We start from the raw sequence: 14,919 nt of genomic DNA on the forward strand, positions 1-14,919 counted from the left end.
ACCATGGCCATCCTCGGCACGGGCGTTCAAGAGGGCCTGCTGCTCAAGCCCATCACCTATCAGTGGGCGATGGATCTCTACGATCAGGCAGTCGCGAACACCTGGTTCCCCAACGAGATTCAGCTCGGCGAAGACCTCGCCGATTTCAAGAAGATGACCGACGAAGAGCGGCACGCCGTCACCTTCCTCATCTCCTACTTCAACCCGAACGAGCTGCTCGTGAACAAGGCGCTCGCGTTCGGGGTCTACCCCTACATCAACGCTCCCGAGGCGCACCTCTACCTCGCGAAGCAGATGTGGGAAGAGGCGAACCACTGCATGTCGTTCGAGTACGTGCTCGAGACGTTCCCGATCGACCGCAACGAGGCCTACAACTCGCACGTCGACGTGCCGTCGATGGCCCGCAAGGAGGAGTTCGAGGTCAAGTTCATCAAGCGCATGACCGAGGAGACCCTCGACATCCGCACGGTGGAGGGCAAGCAGGACTTCATCCGCAACCTCATCGCCTACAACATCATCCTCGAGGGCATCTGGTTCTACTCGGGCTTCATGGTGGCGCTGTCGTTCCGCCAGCGGAACCTGCTTCGCAACTTCGGATCGCTCGTCGACTGGATCGTGCGCGACGAGTCGCTCCACCTCAAGTTCGGCATCAACCTGATCCTCACCGTGCTCGACGAGAACCCCGAGCTGCAGACGCCGGAGTTCGCCGCCGAGATCAAGCAGATGATCCTCGACGCGGTCGAGATGGAGGAGCAGTACAACAACGACCTCCTGCCGGGCGGCATCCTGGGCCTCAACGCGAGCTACATCAACCAGTACGTGAAGTACCTCGCCGACCGTCGCCTCGAGGAGCTGGGCTTCGGCTCGCACTACAACGTGGTCAACCCCGCCAAGTGGATGGCCACCGCGAACGACACCCTGCAGCTCGTGAACTTCTTCGAGTCCACGAACACCTCCTACGAGTCGAACGCGTCGGCCTCGTCGGGCACACGCAAGGAGTAGCGGACAGCCACACGCCCGCCCCCGTCGTCCTTCAGTTGGACGGCGGGGGCACGCGGAACCGGCGGCCGCTCATCCGATCCGGCGTGATCCGCACGTAGTTGAACTTCTCGTCGGGCGTCCACGACACGAGCCCCAGGATCCCGGAGTGCTCGATCTCGTCGTCGCGCGAGAGGCGCTCTGCGACACCCCAGAGGATCACACTCCACGCCTCGTCGTCGGTGTGGGCATCCACCTCGAAGGTCACCCGCGGATGCTCGGCGACGTGCGCGAGCTTCGCACCGGGAGCGCTCCGGAACAGGACGCTGCGCCCGCCGACGGCGAAGTTCACGGGGAACACCTCGACGTCGTCGCCCTCCGCGAACGCCACACGACCCACCTCGGCGTCGGCGAGCAGATTCCAACACTCGTCCTCGTTCAGGATCTCGGCGCCGCGCTGCATACCGGCACCCTACGTCCGGATCGTGGCAAGCGACAGGACCTCCGACCCGGGGCCGCCCGTGACCACGCGATTAGCCTCGGACTCGTGAGTGACGACCTCCGGGCCCGGTTGCGGGCCATTCCTCCCTTCCCCGCCGAGCTCCCCAGCTTCGAGCCGGGCGCCACACCCGAGTCGCCGGGCGTGCTGTTCGTCGACTGGTTCGAGCAGGCCGCGTCCGCAGGGGTCCTCGCAGCCCAGGCGGGCGTGCTCGCCACGAACGATGAGACCGGGCCGAGCGCACGCGTGCTCACCCTGAAGGACGTCGACATCGCGACCGACGCGTGGGAGGTCGCGACCCCCGCCGACAGCCGCCCCGGCTCCGCCATGACCACGACGCCCCGCGCGGCGCTCACCTTCTTCTGGCCGGCCCTCGGCCGCCAGGTGCGGATCGAGGGGCGCGTCGTGCGCGCATCCACGGAGGAGTCGGCCGCCGACTTCCTGGCCCGCCCGGCATCCGCTCGCGCGGTCTCGCTCGTCGGCCGGCCGACACCCACGCTCACCGACGACGCCGCCTACGAGGGCGCTCTGGCCGCATCATCGCAGCGGGTCATCGCCGACCCGACGCTCGTGCCGGAGTCGTGGGCGCTCTGGCGCATCGTCGCGGACTCGGTCGAGTTCTGGCAGGCCTCACACGGCCGCGCCCACACCCGTCTGCGGTACCGCCGCGCGGACGGCGACTGGGCGCGCGAGCGGCTCTGGCCCTAGAACCCTCGCGCGCCTCGATAATGATGGGGTGAATCCTCCCACCTCCGCGATCTCCGTCGTCGACGCCGGGCGCCCCGTCCGCAGCCTCGTCGCGATGCTGCGCCCCTACCGGCGGCGCCTCGCGCTGTCGTTCCTGGCGTTCGGGGTGAAGGACAGCCCGCTGTGGTTGCTCCCGGCGATCACTGCGGCTGTCATCGACATCGTCGTGGCGGGGGAGCCCACGATCCGCCTCGTCTGGATCGCGGCAGGTGCCGTGGCGCTCATCGCGCTCAACCTGCCCATGCACGTGACGTTCGTCCGCTTGTTCTTCGGGACCAGCCGAGCGCTCGGTGCGCGGCTGCGCAATGGGCTCGCTGCACGGCTGCAGAGCCTCTCGATCGGTTTCCACTCGCGATCGAGTTCGGCGGTGATCCAGTCGAAGGTCGTGCGCGACGTCGAGAACGTCGAGCTGATGTTCCAGCAGGCGGGCCCGCCCGCGCTGTCGGCGGTGTTCGCGCTCTCCGGTGCCATCGTGATGACGGCGATCACGGTGCCGCAGTTCCTCATCGTGTACGCCCTCACCGTGCCCGTCGCCGCAACCCTCACCCTCGCGATGCGGCGGCGCTCCGCCCGCCGAAACGAGGACTTCCGCCGTGAGGTCGAACGCTTCTCCAGCCGGGTCGGCGAGATGGCGAGCCTCATCCCCATCACGCGCGCGCACGGACTCGAGCGCGTTGCACACGAACGCGTCGCGCGCAGCGCAGAGGGCGTGCGCGACGCGGGCATCCTCCTCGACCTACTCAACGGACGGTTCGGGGCGGCGAGCTGGGTGTCGTTCCAGCTGCTCGGCATCGCGTGTCTCCTGCTCGCGGCCACGGCGGCGATTTTCGGATGGCTGCCGATCACGGCGGGTGAGGTCGTGCTTCTCGGTTCGTACTTCTCGGTGCTGACCGGGTCGGTCACCCAGCTCGTGTCGATGATGCCTCTGCTCGCGAAGGGTCTCGAGTCGGTGAAGTCGATCGCCGAGGTCATGCAGGAGCCCGACGTCGAGCTCAACGAGGGCAAGCAGCCGGTCGACCGCGTGGAGGGCCGCATCCGCCTCGACGACGTCGGATTCGCCTATCCGAGCGGCGACGGCGTCGCGCTCGATCACATCGATCTCGACATCCGCGCGGGTGAGACGGTCGCGTTCGTCGGGCCGTCGGGGTCCGGCAAGTCGACCATGCTCAACCTGGTTCTCGGGTTCCTTCGACCGACCTCGGGTCGCGTGCTTCTCGACGAGCAGGACATGGAGCAGCTCGACCTGCGCACGGTGCGCCAGTTCGTCTCGGTGGTTCCGCAGGAGTCGGTGCTGTTCGAGGGCACGATCCGCGAGAACGTCGGATACGGTCTCGACGACGTCTCCGACGAGCGCGTGCACGACGCCCTCCGGGATGCGAACGCGCTCGAGATCGTCGACGCCCTTCCCGACGGCTGGGACACGATCGTGGGGGAGCGGGGTGCGCGCCTGTCCGGCGGGCAGCGGCAGCGCATCGCGATCGCCCGAGCGCTCGTGCGCGATCCCCGCATCCTGCTGCTCGACGAGGCGACGAGCGCCCTCGACTCCGAAAGCGAGCTGAAGGTGAAGACGGCGCTGCAGAACCTGATGCGCGGCCGCACGACGCTCGTCGTCGCGCACCGGCTCTCGACGATCCGGGAGGCGGATCGCATCGTCGTGCTCGACCACGGTCGCATCGTCGAGGTCGGCTCCCACGACGCGCTGCTCGCAGCGGAGGGCCGCTACGCGCAACTGCACCGCATGCAGTCGGCCTGAGACGCGGCGGCCGTCGAGGCGACGGCTACCCGGCGCCGTCGATCGCTTTACGGATGCGCTGCACCGACACCGGCCCCGCGGCCCCCAGGTGCTGTGCGAAGAGCGAGAGGCGCAGCTCTTCGAGCATCCAACGCGCCGCCACGAGTCGTTCGGGCGTCGTCGCCGTGAGCGGCAGCTCGCCTCCCGCCGCGCGATAGAGCGCGACCGCCTCCTCCACCTGGGTCTGCCAGGCGCGGTCGCGGCCCGGGTTCTCGGCGATGCGTTCGGCCCGATGACGGATGCCGGCCGCATACACGGGCACGCGCGCGAGCCGGGTGAGCCCCGTGATCCGCACGAACCCCGGATGCACGAGGGCGTCGAGCTGCGCGCGCGCGTCGGCGAGCGGAGCCATGAACGCGAGGCTGGAGGCGCGTGAGATGGCCTTGTCAGCCTCCTTCGCAGCCGTGAGCACGCGCGCGGTCAGCCCCGCCGCCCGGAAGAGCGCGTCCATGAGACCGGATGAGACGCGATCGCGGAGGGCTTCGAATCCGGCCCGGTCGTGTGGCGCCGCGTCGCCCGCGAGCTCGTCGACCACGGCGAGCAGCACGTCGTCGAGAAGCGCCTTGCTCGACGGGTAGGGGGCGGTGGCGAGCACGAGCTTCTCGGGTGCGGTCAGCTGCTCCTGCACGTAGCCGAGCGGGTTCGGCAGGCCGATCGCGACCAGGCGGCGCACGCCCCTCGGGTGAGCGGCATCCGCGTCGGCGCGAGTGGCGAACACCCGCAGCGCCACGCGTCCGCCCTCGTCGACGAGCGCCGGGTACCCGACGACCGTCGAGCCGCCCTGACGCGCCTCCACCCGCTCCGGCAGCTCGCCGAGATCCCAGGCGGTCACCTCGCTGCGTTCGAGTTCGCGCCCCGGGGTCACCGCTGCCGTCGCGACCGCGACATCGGTGCGGGCCCGCTCCGCGAGGCGCGACTGCAGGGCCGCGAGTTCGCGCCCCGCGGCGAGGGTGCGGCCGCGCTGGTCGACCACCTCGAAGCGCATCCGCAGGTGCGCGGGGACCCTCTCCCACTCGATGTCGGATGCCGACACCGGCACGTGCGCCGCGCCGCGGATCGCTTCGGCCAGCGCCTCGCCAACGGGTGCGTCGGAGAGCACCGGCAGCTCCCCGATCAGACGTCGCGCCCAGTCGGCGGCGGGTACCACGTTCCGCCGGATCGACTTCGGGAGCGCCTTGATGAGCGAGGTCACGAGGTCTTCGCGCAACCCCGGCACGAGCCAGTCGAACCCGCGATCGGCCACCCGCGGCAGCACGGCCACCGGCACGACCACCGTCACGCCGTCGTCATCCGCTCCCGGTTCGAAGCGGTAGCGCAGCCGGAACACGTGCTCGCCCTGCACCCACTCGTCGGGGAATCCGCCCGCGTCGCCCGTGGCGTCCTCGTCGAGGAGGTCGGCGCGGGTCATCGTGAGCAGTTCGGGGTCGTCGGCCTTCGTGCGCTTCCACCAGCTCGCGAAGCGGCGGGAGTCGGTGACGTCGTCGGGGATGCGCCGGTCGTAGAACTCGAACACGGCCTCGTCGCCGGTGAGGATGTCGCGTCGGCGCGTGCGCTCCTCCACCTCGGCGAGCTCGCGCCGCAGCGCCTCGTTGGCGCGGTCGAACCCGATGAGCGCCGAGCGCTGCAACTCGTGCGGCCAGTCGCCTTCGACGAGGGCATGCCGGATGAACAGCTCGCGCGCGAGCACCGGGTCGATGCGGGCGAGCTGCGCGCGTCGACGCGCCACGATCGGCACGCCGTACAGCGTCACCTTCTCCCACACGAGCGCCGCGCCCTGCTTGCTCGACCAGTGCGGTTCGGAATAGCTGCGCTTGGCGAGGTCACCCGCGAGCGCTTCCGCCCACGCCGGGTCGATCGCCGCGACGGTGCGGGCGAACAGGCGCGAGGTCTCCACGAGCTCCGCCGCCATGACCGCCGCGGGCTGCTTCTTCGCGAGGCCGGACCCGGGGAAGATCACGAAGCGCTGGCCGCGGGATCCGAGGTAGTCCTTCTTGTCGGCGTCGCGCAGCCCGATCCGTGAGAGCAGACCTGCGAGCACGGATCGATGGATGCCGTCCGCGTCGGTCGACGGTTCGCCGAACTCGATCCGCGCACCCTTTGCCGCGCGCGTGAGCTGGCGATACAGGTCCTGCCACTCGCGCACCCGCAGGTAGTTGAGATATTCCGCTTTGCACATACGCCGGAACGCGCTACTCGAGAGCTCCTTCTGCTTCTGCTCGAGGTGGTTCCAGAGGTTCAGCAGCGAGATGAAGTCGGAGCCGGGGTCGCGGAACCGCGCGTGCGCCGCATCCGCCTGGGGGCGTTTCTCGAGCGGGCGCTCGCGCGGATCCTGGATCGAGAGCCCCGCGACGATCGCCGCCACCTCCCGCGCGACACCGCGGCGCCCCGCCTCCACGAGCATCCGGCCGAATCGGGGGTCGACGGGAAGGCGGGCGAGGTCGCGCCCGGTGCGGGTGATGCGTTGCTCGGCATCGACGGCACCCAGCTCGGTGAGCAGGTCGAGGCCGTCGGCGATGCCGCGGGAATCGGGCGGGGTGAGGAAGGGGAACGCGCGGATGTCGCCGAGCCGCAGCTCGAGCATCTGCAGGATCACGGCGGCGAGCCCCGTGCGCAGGATCTCGGGGTCGGTGTGCGCGGGGCGGCGCTCGTAGTCCTCTTCCGCGTAGAGGCGGATCGCGATGCCGGGACTCGTGCGCCCCGCGCGCCCCGAGCGCTGGTTGGCCGACGCCTGGCTGATCGCCTCGATCGGCAGCCGCTGCACCTTGGCGCGCGGCGAGTAGCGGCTGATGCGCGCCGTGCCCGCGTCGACGACGTAGCGGATGCCGGGCACGGTGAGGCTCGTCTCGGCGACGTTGGTGGCGAGCACGATGCGTCGGCGGATGCCGGGGGTGCGGCGGGTGTCGAACACGCGGTGCTGGTCGGCGGCCGAGAGTCGCCCGTAGAGCGGCACGACCTCGGTGCTGTCGCCGAAGCGGCCGCGCACCACATCCGTCGCGTCGCGGATCTCGGACTCGCCCGAGAGGAACACGAGCACGTCGCCGCGCTCCTCGCGGTCGAGCTCGGCGAGCGCGTCGACGATCCCCTCGGTCACATCGCGGTCGGATGCGGCCGCCCCCTCGTCGTCGGAGTCCTCGTCTCCGGCACCGCTGCCGCCGACGAGCGGCCGGTAGCGGATCTCGACCGGATAGGTGCGTCCCGAGACCTCGATGATCGGCGCCGGTTCACCCGCCGCATCCGCGAAGTGGCGCGCGAAGCTCTCGGGGTCGATCGTCGCGCTCGTGACGATCACCTTGAGTTCGGGGCGGCGGGGGAGCAGCTGCTTCAGGTAGCCGAGCAGGAAGTCGATCGTGAGGGAGCGCTCGTGCGCCTCGTCGATGATGATCGTGTCGTAGGCGCGCAGCTCGCGGTCGCGTGAGAGCTCGGCGAGCAGCACGCCGTCGGTCATCAGCTTCACGCGGGTGTCGACGCGGGTGCGGTCGTCGAAGCGCACCTGGTATCCGACGACACCGCCGAGGTCGACGCCGAGCTCGGAGGCGATCCGCTCCGCGACCGAGCGTGCGGCGATGCGGCGGGGCTGGGTGTGCCCGATCCGCTCGCGACCGAGCTCGAGGCAGATCTTCGGCAGCTGAGTGGTCTTGCCCGATCCGGTCGACCCGGCGACGATGACCACCTGGTGGTCGCGGATGGCGCGCGCGAGCTCGTCGTGCGCCTGGCTGACGGGCAGCTCGGGCGGGTAGACGATGCGGAACGCGGGGGCTGCCTCGGACATGAGCCCTCCATCGTACGGCGACCGACCCGACGCCCGGTGCGCCGCCGGTGCAAGGATGGGTGCATGCGTGTTCCCACCCTCACCCTCAACGACGGCCACACAATCCCGCAGCTCGGTTTCGGGGTGTTCAAGGTCGACCCGGACGAGACCGAGCGTGTGGTGAGCGACGCCCTGGAGGTCGGCTACCGCCACATCGACACGGCCGCCGTGTACGGCAACGAGCAGGGTGTCGGCCGCGCGATCGCGGCATCCGGCATCCCTCGCGACGAGCTGTTCATCACGACGAAGCTGTGGAACTCGGATCAGGGCACGCAGTCGGCGCTCGATGCCATGGACCTCAGCCTCGAGAAGCTGGGCCTCGACCACGTCGACCTGTACCTCATCCACTGGCCGCGTCCGGACCTCGACCGCTACGTCGAGTCGTGGCACGCGCTCGAGTCGCTGCGCGCCGACGGCAAGACCCGCTCGATCGGGGTCTCGAACTTCCACCGCCCGCACCTCGAGCGCGTGATCGCCGAGTCGGGAACCGTGCCCGCCGTCGACCAGGTCGAGCTGCACCCCGCGTTCGCCCAGCGTGAGCTGCGCGCGTTCTCCGAGCCGCTCGGCATCCGCACCGAGGCGTGGGGTCCGCTCGGTCAGGGCAAGTACGACCTCTTCGGCGAGGCCGCCGTGCAGGATGCGGCCGCCGCGCACGGCGTGAGCCCCGCGCAGGTGGTCATCCGCTGGCATCTGCAGCAGGGCATCATCGTGTTCCCGAAGTCGAACTCGCGCTCGCGGATGGCGGCCAACTTCGATGTGTTCGGATTCGAGCTGACGCCGGAGCAGATGGCCGCGATCGACGCGCTCGACCGCGGGATGCGCGTCGGCGCCGACCCCGACACCGCCACCTTCTAGCCCTCACCCGACTCCGCGCGTCTCCGGGCGCCCCCGTCTCGATCCCGTGAGAGTACGCACTTCTGCGTACCTTCACGCGTGAGAGTACGCAGAAGTGCGTACTCTCACGGAGCCGAGGGAGGACCCGAGGGAGGAGCCGCGGCTAGAGCTCGACCGCGACGCGGGTTCCGCGCGGGGTGTCGACGAGCAGCTCGTCGAGGCCCGCGTCGGCGAAGGCCTTCTCGAGGTCGGCGCGGCTCTCCGAGAAGTGCGCCCAGTCCTCCACGTGGAGGCCGATCACCCGCTGCGCGCCGAGCAGCTGCGCGGCCTGCGCCGCCTTCGCCGAGGTGAGGGTGAGGGCGAGGGGAGCAGGCATCACGCGTGCGGCTCCCGCGAAGAGGACCGCGATGTCCACGGTCCCGAGGCGGGCGACGCTCTCGCGCAGCAGCCCGAGCGACGACGAGTCACCCGACACGTGCACGGTCGGCTCGCCCGGCGCCGCGAGCCGGAATCCGGTCACGGGCCCCACGAGGGGACGCAGAATGCGCGGACCGTGCCGCCCCGGCAGCGCGGTCACCGTCACCTCGCCCACGACGTGCTCCTGCCACGGCGTCATGCCCACGACGGGCGCGCCGAGCTCCGCTTCCGCCTCGGGGGTCGAGAGCACGAGCGGCGCGCTCATCGTCAGCTCCCGGCCGGAGTCGTCGAGGTTGTCGGCGTGGCCGTGATGCGAGAGGAGCACCAGGTCGAGGGACTCCATGGCGGATGCCGGCAGCCCCGGCCCGACCGTCTTGGTGAGCCCCGCCTTCTCGTAGTGGCGCGGCTCGTCGAAGGTCGGGTCGAGCAGGATCCGCAGCCCCGCGTACTCGAGGAGCGCCGTCGGCCCTCCGATGTACGTCACCGCCAACGGTCCAGGCATAGGCCGAGCCTAGGGGAGCGCAACGCGGACGCGACATAGGGTGGACGGGTGGGCTCCCGACTCGCATCCGCGATCAGCCCCTACCTCCAGGCGCACGCCGACAATCCCGTCGACTGGTGGCCGTGGGGGGAGGGGGCCTTCGCCGAGGCCGCTCGCCGCGACATCCCCGTGATGGTCTCGATCGGGTACGCGACCTGCCACTGGTGCCACGTGATGGCCCGGGAGTCGTTCTCGGATCCCGAGGTCGCCGCCTATCTCGACGAGCACCTCGTCGCGGTGAAGGTCGACCGCGAGGAGCATCCGGAGGTGGATGCCGCCTTCATCGCCGCGGCGAGCGCGTTCACCCCGCACCTCGGCTGGCCGTTGACGGTGTTCGCGACCCCGGAAGGTCGGGTGTTCTTCGCCGGCACGTACTTCCCGCCCGAGCCGGTGCGGGGTGCTCCGTCGTTCCGGCAGGTGCTGGAGGCGATCGTGGAGGCATGGACCGAGCGCCGAGCGGAGGTCGAGGCGACCGGTGCCGCGGTGGCGGAGGCGCTCGCCGCCCGTCCGGATGCGGCCGAGGCGCGGCTGCCCACGCCCGCAGCGCTGCGTGACGCCGCGATCGAGCTCGCCTCCTTCGAGGACCCGCAGTACGGCGGCTTCGGATCCGAAGCGAAGTTCCCCAATGCCCCGGCGGTGTCGTTCCTCGCGGAGCTCGGGCGCCAGGGGGATGAGGACGCCGACGCTCTCGGGCGTCGCCTGTTCCAGGCCACCGCCGCCCTCCGCGATCCGGTCGAGGGGGGTGCGTTCCGCTACGCCGTGCAACGGGACTGGACCGAGCCTCACTACGAGCGGATGCTCTCCGACAACGCCCTGCTGCTCGACCTCGCGACGGGCTTCGGCGATGCGCTCGCTGCCGAGCAGCTGGCCGGGTTCCTGCTGAACGTCTTGCGTCTGCCCGACGGCGCCTTCGCCTCGGCGCAGGATTCAGAGAGCCTGATCGACGGGGAGCGCAGCGAGGGCGGGTACTACGCGCTCGACGCCGCCTCGCGCGCCGGGCAGCAGGTGCCCGCCATCGACGAGAAGGTGCTTGCGGGGCTGAACGGCCTGGCGATCGGTGCCCTCGCGGATGCCGGGGTCCGGTTCGCGCGCCCCGAATGGGTCGACGCCGCACGTCACGCCGCCGATGCCGTCGAGGCGAGGCTCGTGACCGAGACGCCCGACGGCCCGCGGCTCGCGCGCGCCGCGCGCGACGGCCGGGTGTCGGATGCCGCGGCGACACTCGAGGACTACGGCGGGCTGGCGGGCGGCCTCGTGCGGCTCGCGCTCGCCGCGGGCGACCCCGCGCCCGCCGCCCGAGCCCGCGCCCTCGTCGCGGCCTGTATCGATGGCGAGCGGGTGCGCCCGCCCGGCGGCGGGGATCCGGTGCTCGCCGCCCGCGGGATCGCCGTCGAGGCCGACCTCAGCGAAGGGGCGGTGCCCTCCGGGGCGGCGCTGTTCGCCGACGCCGCGTTGCGCCTCTCGGGTCTCGACGGAGACACCGCGCTCGCCCGTGCGGCGGAGCTCGCGCTCGCGCCCGTCGTCGAACCGGCGCTCGCGCGTCCGATCGCGTTCGGTGCGGCACTCGCCACGATCGCGCGCCTCGTCTCGCCGCCGTCGCAGCTCGTGATCGTGGTGCCCGACGAAGGCGCCGCGAGTGAGCTGGTCGTTCAGGCGCGGGCGTGGGCGACGCCGGGTCGGGTGCTCGCCATCGTCACGGATGACGAGGCGCGCGCCTTCGCCGACGCCGGATTCGAGCTCTTCCACGGGCGCTCGACCCTCGACGGCGCGAGCGCCGCCTACCTGTGCGAGGGCACGCTCTGCCTGCTGCCCACCGACGACCCGGCCGTGCTCGCGGCTCAGCTCGCCGCCACGCCCTGACGCAGGGGCTCACGAACCGGCTGCTCGCCCCGTCCGCCACGGATGCCGACGCTCAGCAGATACCCGATCATCCACAGCTCACCGACGGTGGCGACCATTGCGAGCGGCGTGCCGAGCGCAGTGAGAGCGGGGAAGGCCAGGAGCACCGAGCTCACGACGTAGGCGACTCCGCCGATCACGAGCGCCCATCCGAGGGCCCGCGGCATCCGGGCGGTGGTCAGTGCGAAGAGACCCATCGGGATGAGCCAGAGCCCGAAGAACACGGCGCCGGTCTGCCAGGCGGCGGAGCTCAGCTCGGCGAGGAGGCCGACGGTTGCCGCGGCGTCGCCGCCGGGGGCGAGTGATGGGTCCGACGCCACGACGCCGGCCGTCTGGAGCATCCCCGCGCTCCCGAGGATCAGCACGGCGTTGGCGAGCCCGAAGGATGCGGTGCCGAAGGCCGCGGCGGGCGCATCGCGGTGGAACAGCGCCCAGAACCCCCAGGCGGCAAGCGCCTGCGTGATGACGACGAGCAACTCGGCCATGACGGCGAGTTGGGCGACAAGCGGGTGGTCGTGGAGGTTCTGAAGGGTCGCAGTCGGATCCCCTCCGACGACGAGGCTGCCCGTGAGGCCGAGGTGCCCCACTCCACCGGCGACGGCGAGGCCGAGGTAGGCGGCGCCCGTCCAGCGGGCGACGGTCAGTGTGGACATGGTTGTTCTCCTATCGAATCGGTGTAAAACTTTCTTGACACCGAGACGATAGGAGCGCGACGCAAGAATGTCAAAGATTCTTGACATTCCCATCGGTCGCCCCTACCGTCATCGCATGGAGATCGACGAGCGCATCCCGATGAACACCAGCGAGCGAGCCGCATGGATCGCGCTGGTCCTCACCCCGGTTACCGTGGCCGGATACCTCGTGGTGGTCGTGCCGCAGCTGGCCGGCACCGCGGTCGGCGAGATCGGCTGGCAGGTGCCGATGCTGTGGTCGATGGGCATCAACTTCGTCGGCACCATCGTGGTGACGATCCTCGTGACGATCGTCGCCGGGATCGGCGCGGGGCTCCGGCACCAAGAGCTCGAGACGGGTACCGACGAACGCGACCGCGGCATCGACCGCCTGGGCGGCAGGGTCGCCCTGGGCATCTCGGCGGCGGGCCTGCTGGCCGTGCTCGTGCTGGCCATGATCGAGGTCGACGTGTTCTGGATCGGCAACGCCGCGTTCCTCATCGGCGCGATCGGCGCCACCGCGGGAGCGATCGCCCAGGTGGGCGCCTACCGCGGAGTGCTCCGTGGCTAAGGCCACCCGTGTCACGAACGACATCCGCGCGATCCGCAGCGAGCGCGGCATCACGCAAGCCGATCTCGCACGCACCGTGGGCGCGACGCGGCAGACGATCATCGCCATCGAGCAGGGGCGGTACTCGCCGTCACTCGAGATGGCGTTCCTCATCGCGCGGGCGCTCGACACCCGCCTCGACGAGGTGTTCCGCTACCCGGACGACTGAGCGTCCGAACGACGGAGCACCGGGGCTCAGCGCAGCGTGCGCCGGCTCGTGATCTGCCCGGTGTCGAACCCCATCAGGTGCAGCCCGCCGTGGAAGCGCGCGTGCTCCACCTTGATGCAGCGGTCCATCACGACGGTGAGGCCCTTCGCCTCGCCCTCGTAGGCGGCCTCCTCATTCCAGATACCGAGCTGTACCCACACCGTCTTCGCGCCGATCGCGAGCGCATCCTCCATCACCTGCGGGATGTCGGACGCCCGCCGGAACACGTCGACGATGTCGGGCACGACCGGAAGGTCGGCGAGCGACTTGTAGACCGGCTGGCCGAGGATCTCGGTCGCGTTCGGGTTCACGAAGTAGAGGTCGTAGTCGCTCGACTGCTGCAGGTAGGTCGCCACGAAGTACGACGAGCGCGCCGGATTCGGCGACGCCCCCACGATCGCGACCGACTTCGCCCGACGCAGGATGCCGAGGCGCTCCTGCGCGCTCGGCCCGATCCAGGTGCGCTTCGAGCGCAGCAGCTTCGCGAGCGGCGAACTCGACGGGATCGAGCACGAGAGACCGTTCTGCAGCGTGACGGTCTCGAGCTCAGGGGCTTCTGCGACAGCGGACATGGCGGTCATTCTCCTCCTGTCGCGATGCTCAGCGCTCGATCGAGGTCGTACAGGATGTCGTCCGGATCCTCGATGCCGACCGAGATGCGCACGAGGCCGGGAAGCACGCCCCCGTCGAGCAGCTGCTGCTCGGTGAGCTGGGCGTGGGTGGTGGATGCGGGGTGGATCACGAGGGTCTTCGCGTCGCCGATGTTCGCGAGGTGGCTCGCGAGCTCCACCGACTCGATGAAGCGCTGCCCGACGGCGCGGGAGTCGCGCGTCGCCGAACCCTTCACACCGAAGCTGAACACCGATCCGGGTCCCTTCGGGAAGTAGCGCTGGGCGCGCTCGTAGTGCGGATGCGTCGGCAGGCCCGCCCAGTTCACGAACTCGATGCGGTCGTCCGCGGCGAGGAACTCGGCCACGGCGCGGGCGCCGTCGACGTGCGCCTGCATCCGGAAGGGCAGGGTCTCGACGCCCTGGGCGAGCAGGAACGCGGAGTGCGGGGCCAGCACAGGTCCGATGTCGCGCAGCTGCTCGGCGCGCAGACGCGTGAGGAACGCGTACTCGCCGAAGTTGCCGTGCCAGTTGAGGCCGCCGTAGTGGGGCACCTCCTGGTCGAAGAGCGGGAAGCGTTCGTTCGCCCACGGGAAGCGGCCCGACTCGACGACGACACCGCCGAGGGTCGTGCCGTGCCCGCCGAGGAACTTCGTGGCCGAGTGGATGACGACGTCGGCGCCCCACTCGATCGGGCGGTTGAGGTACGGGGTCGCAACCGTCGAGTCGACGATGAGCGGAATGTCGTGAGCGTGGGCGACCTCAGCGAGCCCCTCGAGATCGGCGATGTCGCCCGACGGGTTCGTGATCGACTCGACGAAGATCAGCTTCGTCTTGTCGGTGATCGCCGCCGCGTAGTCCGCCGGGTCGGTACCCGTGACGAAGGTCGTGTCGACGCCGAAGCGGCGCAGGGTCACGTCGAGCTGCGTGACGGATCCGCCGTAGAGGCTCGACGCGGCGACGATGTGGTCGCCGGCACCCGCGAGCGAGGCGAAGGTGATGAACTCGGCGCCGAGGCCCGAGGCGGTCGCGACCGCGCCGAGGCCGCCCTCGAGCGAGGCGACCCGCTCTTCGAAGGAGGCGACCGTCGGGTTCGCGACGCGCGAGTAGATGTTGCCGTACTTCTGCAGCGCGAAGCGGGCGGCGGCATCCGCGGTGTCGTCGAACACGAACGCGCTCGACTGGTAGATCGGCAGTGCGCGGGCACCGTGGACCGGGTCGGGAATGTTGCCGGCGTGGATCGCGCGGGTGCGGAAACCCCAGGCGTGATCGGATGCGTGCGCGGTCGCGCCGTCGCTCTCAGACAT

The 14,919-nt window shown here is 70.5% G+C and carries 13 protein-coding genes; 7 read left to right on the forward strand and 6 right to left on the reverse strand.

Annotation, left to right across the window (positions count from 1 at the left end; genetic code table 11):
• The first annotated feature begins 3 nt into the window (after positions 1 to 3).
• Complete coding sequence (locus FVQ89_RS06090) at positions 4 to 1,002, forward strand: ribonucleotide-diphosphate reductase subunit beta (RefSeq protein WP_147900964.1); 999 nt, start codon at positions 4 to 6, stop codon at positions 1,000 to 1,002.
• Between the two features lie 31 nt (positions 1,003 to 1,033).
• On the opposite strand, the gene FVQ89_RS06095 is transcribed toward FVQ89_RS06090, so the two are convergent.
• Positions 1,034 to 1,441: a pyridoxamine 5'-phosphate oxidase family protein gene (locus tag FVQ89_RS06095; protein WP_147900965.1), complete on the reverse strand. Its 408-nt coding sequence runs from the start codon at positions 1,439 to 1,441 to the stop codon at positions 1,034 to 1,036.
• An 84-nt stretch (positions 1,442 to 1,525) separates the two neighbouring features.
• Here FVQ89_RS06095 and FVQ89_RS06100 point away from each other — a divergent pair, with 84 nt between their 5' ends.
• A complete protein-coding gene (locus tag FVQ89_RS06100; protein WP_187264928.1) occupies positions 1,526 to 2,185 on the forward strand; it encodes a pyridoxal 5'-phosphate synthase in 660 nt (219 codons plus the stop codon).
• Positions 2,186 to 2,279: 94 nt separating this feature from the next.
• Positions 2,280 to 3,977: an ABC transporter ATP-binding protein gene (locus tag FVQ89_RS06105; RefSeq protein WP_147901524.1), complete on the forward strand. Its 1,698-nt coding sequence runs from the start codon at positions 2,280 to 2,282 to the stop codon at positions 3,975 to 3,977.
• 25 nt (positions 3,978 to 4,002) lie between these two features.
• On the opposite strand, the gene hrpA is transcribed toward FVQ89_RS06105, so the two are convergent.
• Complete coding sequence (gene hrpA / locus FVQ89_RS06110) at positions 4,003 to 7,785, reverse strand: ATP-dependent RNA helicase HrpA (RefSeq protein WP_147900966.1); 3,783 nt, start codon at positions 7,783 to 7,785, stop codon at positions 4,003 to 4,005.
• A 63-nt stretch (positions 7,786 to 7,848) separates the two neighbouring features.
• Between hrpA and FVQ89_RS06115 the strand changes: the two genes are divergently transcribed.
• Entirely contained in the window at positions 7,849 to 8,679 is an 831-nt protein-coding gene (locus FVQ89_RS06115; RefSeq protein ID WP_147900967.1) for an aldo/keto reductase, read from the forward strand.
• A 142-nt stretch (positions 8,680 to 8,821) separates the two neighbouring features.
• Here FVQ89_RS06115 and FVQ89_RS06120 read toward each other — a convergent pair whose 3' ends face one another.
• Entirely contained in the window at positions 8,822 to 9,577 is a 756-nt protein-coding gene (locus FVQ89_RS06120) for an MBL fold metallo-hydrolase (RefSeq protein WP_147900968.1), read from the reverse strand.
• 48 nt (positions 9,578 to 9,625) lie between these two features.
• Here FVQ89_RS06120 and FVQ89_RS06125 point away from each other — a divergent pair, with 48 nt between their 5' ends.
• The gene (locus tag FVQ89_RS06125; protein ID WP_147900969.1) at positions 9,626 to 11,476 is read left to right on the forward strand and encodes a thioredoxin domain-containing protein; all 1,851 of its coding nucleotides are present in this window, start codon (positions 9,626 to 9,628) and stop codon (positions 11,474 to 11,476) included.
• Here the strand turns inward: FVQ89_RS06125 and FVQ89_RS06130 are convergent.
• A complete protein-coding gene (locus FVQ89_RS06130; protein WP_147900970.1) occupies positions 11,455 to 12,168 on the reverse strand; it encodes a DUF4386 domain-containing protein in 714 nt (237 codons plus the stop codon). The genes FVQ89_RS06125 and FVQ89_RS06130 overlap by 22 nt on opposite strands.
• A gap of 115 nt (positions 12,169 to 12,283) precedes the next feature.
• Between FVQ89_RS06130 and FVQ89_RS06135 the strand changes: the two genes are divergently transcribed.
• Both FVQ89_RS06135 and FVQ89_RS06140 read left to right on the forward strand, forming a co-directional pair.
• Complete coding sequence (locus FVQ89_RS06135) at positions 12,284 to 12,757, forward strand: hypothetical protein (RefSeq protein ID WP_147900971.1); 474 nt, start codon at positions 12,284 to 12,286, stop codon at positions 12,755 to 12,757.
• The gene (locus tag FVQ89_RS06140) at positions 12,750 to 12,965 is read left to right on the forward strand and encodes a helix-turn-helix transcriptional regulator (RefSeq protein ID WP_147900972.1); all 216 of its coding nucleotides are present in this window, start codon (positions 12,750 to 12,752) and stop codon (positions 12,963 to 12,965) included. Before FVQ89_RS06135 ends, FVQ89_RS06140 begins: the two co-directional genes overlap by 8 nt.
• Before the next feature lie 26 nt (positions 12,966 to 12,991).
• Here the strand turns inward: FVQ89_RS06140 and FVQ89_RS06145 are convergent, their stop codons facing one another.
• Together FVQ89_RS06145 and FVQ89_RS06150 are read right to left on the reverse strand one after the other, a co-directional pair.
• Positions 12,992 to 13,576, reverse strand: coding sequence for a CoA-binding protein (locus FVQ89_RS06145; protein WP_147900973.1), 585 nt, complete (start codon positions 13,574 to 13,576; stop codon positions 12,992 to 12,994).
• Positions 13,577 to 13,581: 5 nt separating this feature from the next.
• Positions 13,582 to 14,919, reverse strand: coding sequence for an O-acetylhomoserine aminocarboxypropyltransferase/cysteine synthase family protein (locus FVQ89_RS06150; protein WP_147900974.1), 1,338 nt, complete (start codon positions 14,917 to 14,919; stop codon positions 13,582 to 13,584).

The organism is Homoserinibacter sp. GY 40078 (assembly GCF_008017545.1).
Lineage (GTDB): Bacteria > Actinomycetota > Actinomycetes > Actinomycetales > Microbacteriaceae > Homoserinibacter.

Coding starts and splice junctions, on each gene's coding strand:
- FVQ89_RS06090 (WP_147900964.1), top strand. CDS start 4: ATGGCCATCCTCGGCACGGGCGTTCAAGAGGGCCTGCTGCTCAAGCCC.
- FVQ89_RS06095 (WP_147900965.1), bottom strand. CDS start 1,441: ATGCAGCGCGGCGCCGAGATCCTGAACGAGGACGAGTGTTGGAATCTG.
- FVQ89_RS06105 (WP_147901524.1), top strand. CDS start 2,280: ATGCTGCGCCCCTACCGGCGGCGCCTCGCGCTGTCGTTCCTGGCGTTC.
- hrpA (WP_147900966.1), bottom strand. CDS start 7,785: ATGTCCGAGGCAGCCCCCGCGTTCCGCATCGTCTACCCGCCCGAGCTG.
- FVQ89_RS06115 (WP_147900967.1), top strand. CDS start 7,849: ATGCGTGTTCCCACCCTCACCCTCAACGACGGCCACACAATCCCGCAG.
- FVQ89_RS06120 (WP_147900968.1), bottom strand. CDS start 9,577: ATGCCTGGACCGTTGGCGGTGACGTACATCGGAGGGCCGACGGCGCTC.
- FVQ89_RS06130 (WP_147900970.1), bottom strand. CDS start 12,168: ATGTCCACACTGACCGTCGCCCGCTGGACGGGCGCCGCCTACCTCGGC.
- FVQ89_RS06135 (WP_147900971.1), top strand. CDS start 12,284: ATGGAGATCGACGAGCGCATCCCGATGAACACCAGCGAGCGAGCCGCA.
- FVQ89_RS06145 (WP_147900973.1), bottom strand. CDS start 13,576: ATGTCCGCTGTCGCAGAAGCCCCTGAGCTCGAGACCGTCACGCTGCAG.
- FVQ89_RS06150 (WP_147900974.1), bottom strand. CDS start 14,919: ATGTCTGAGAGCGACGGCGCGACCGCGCACGCATCCGATCACGCCTGG.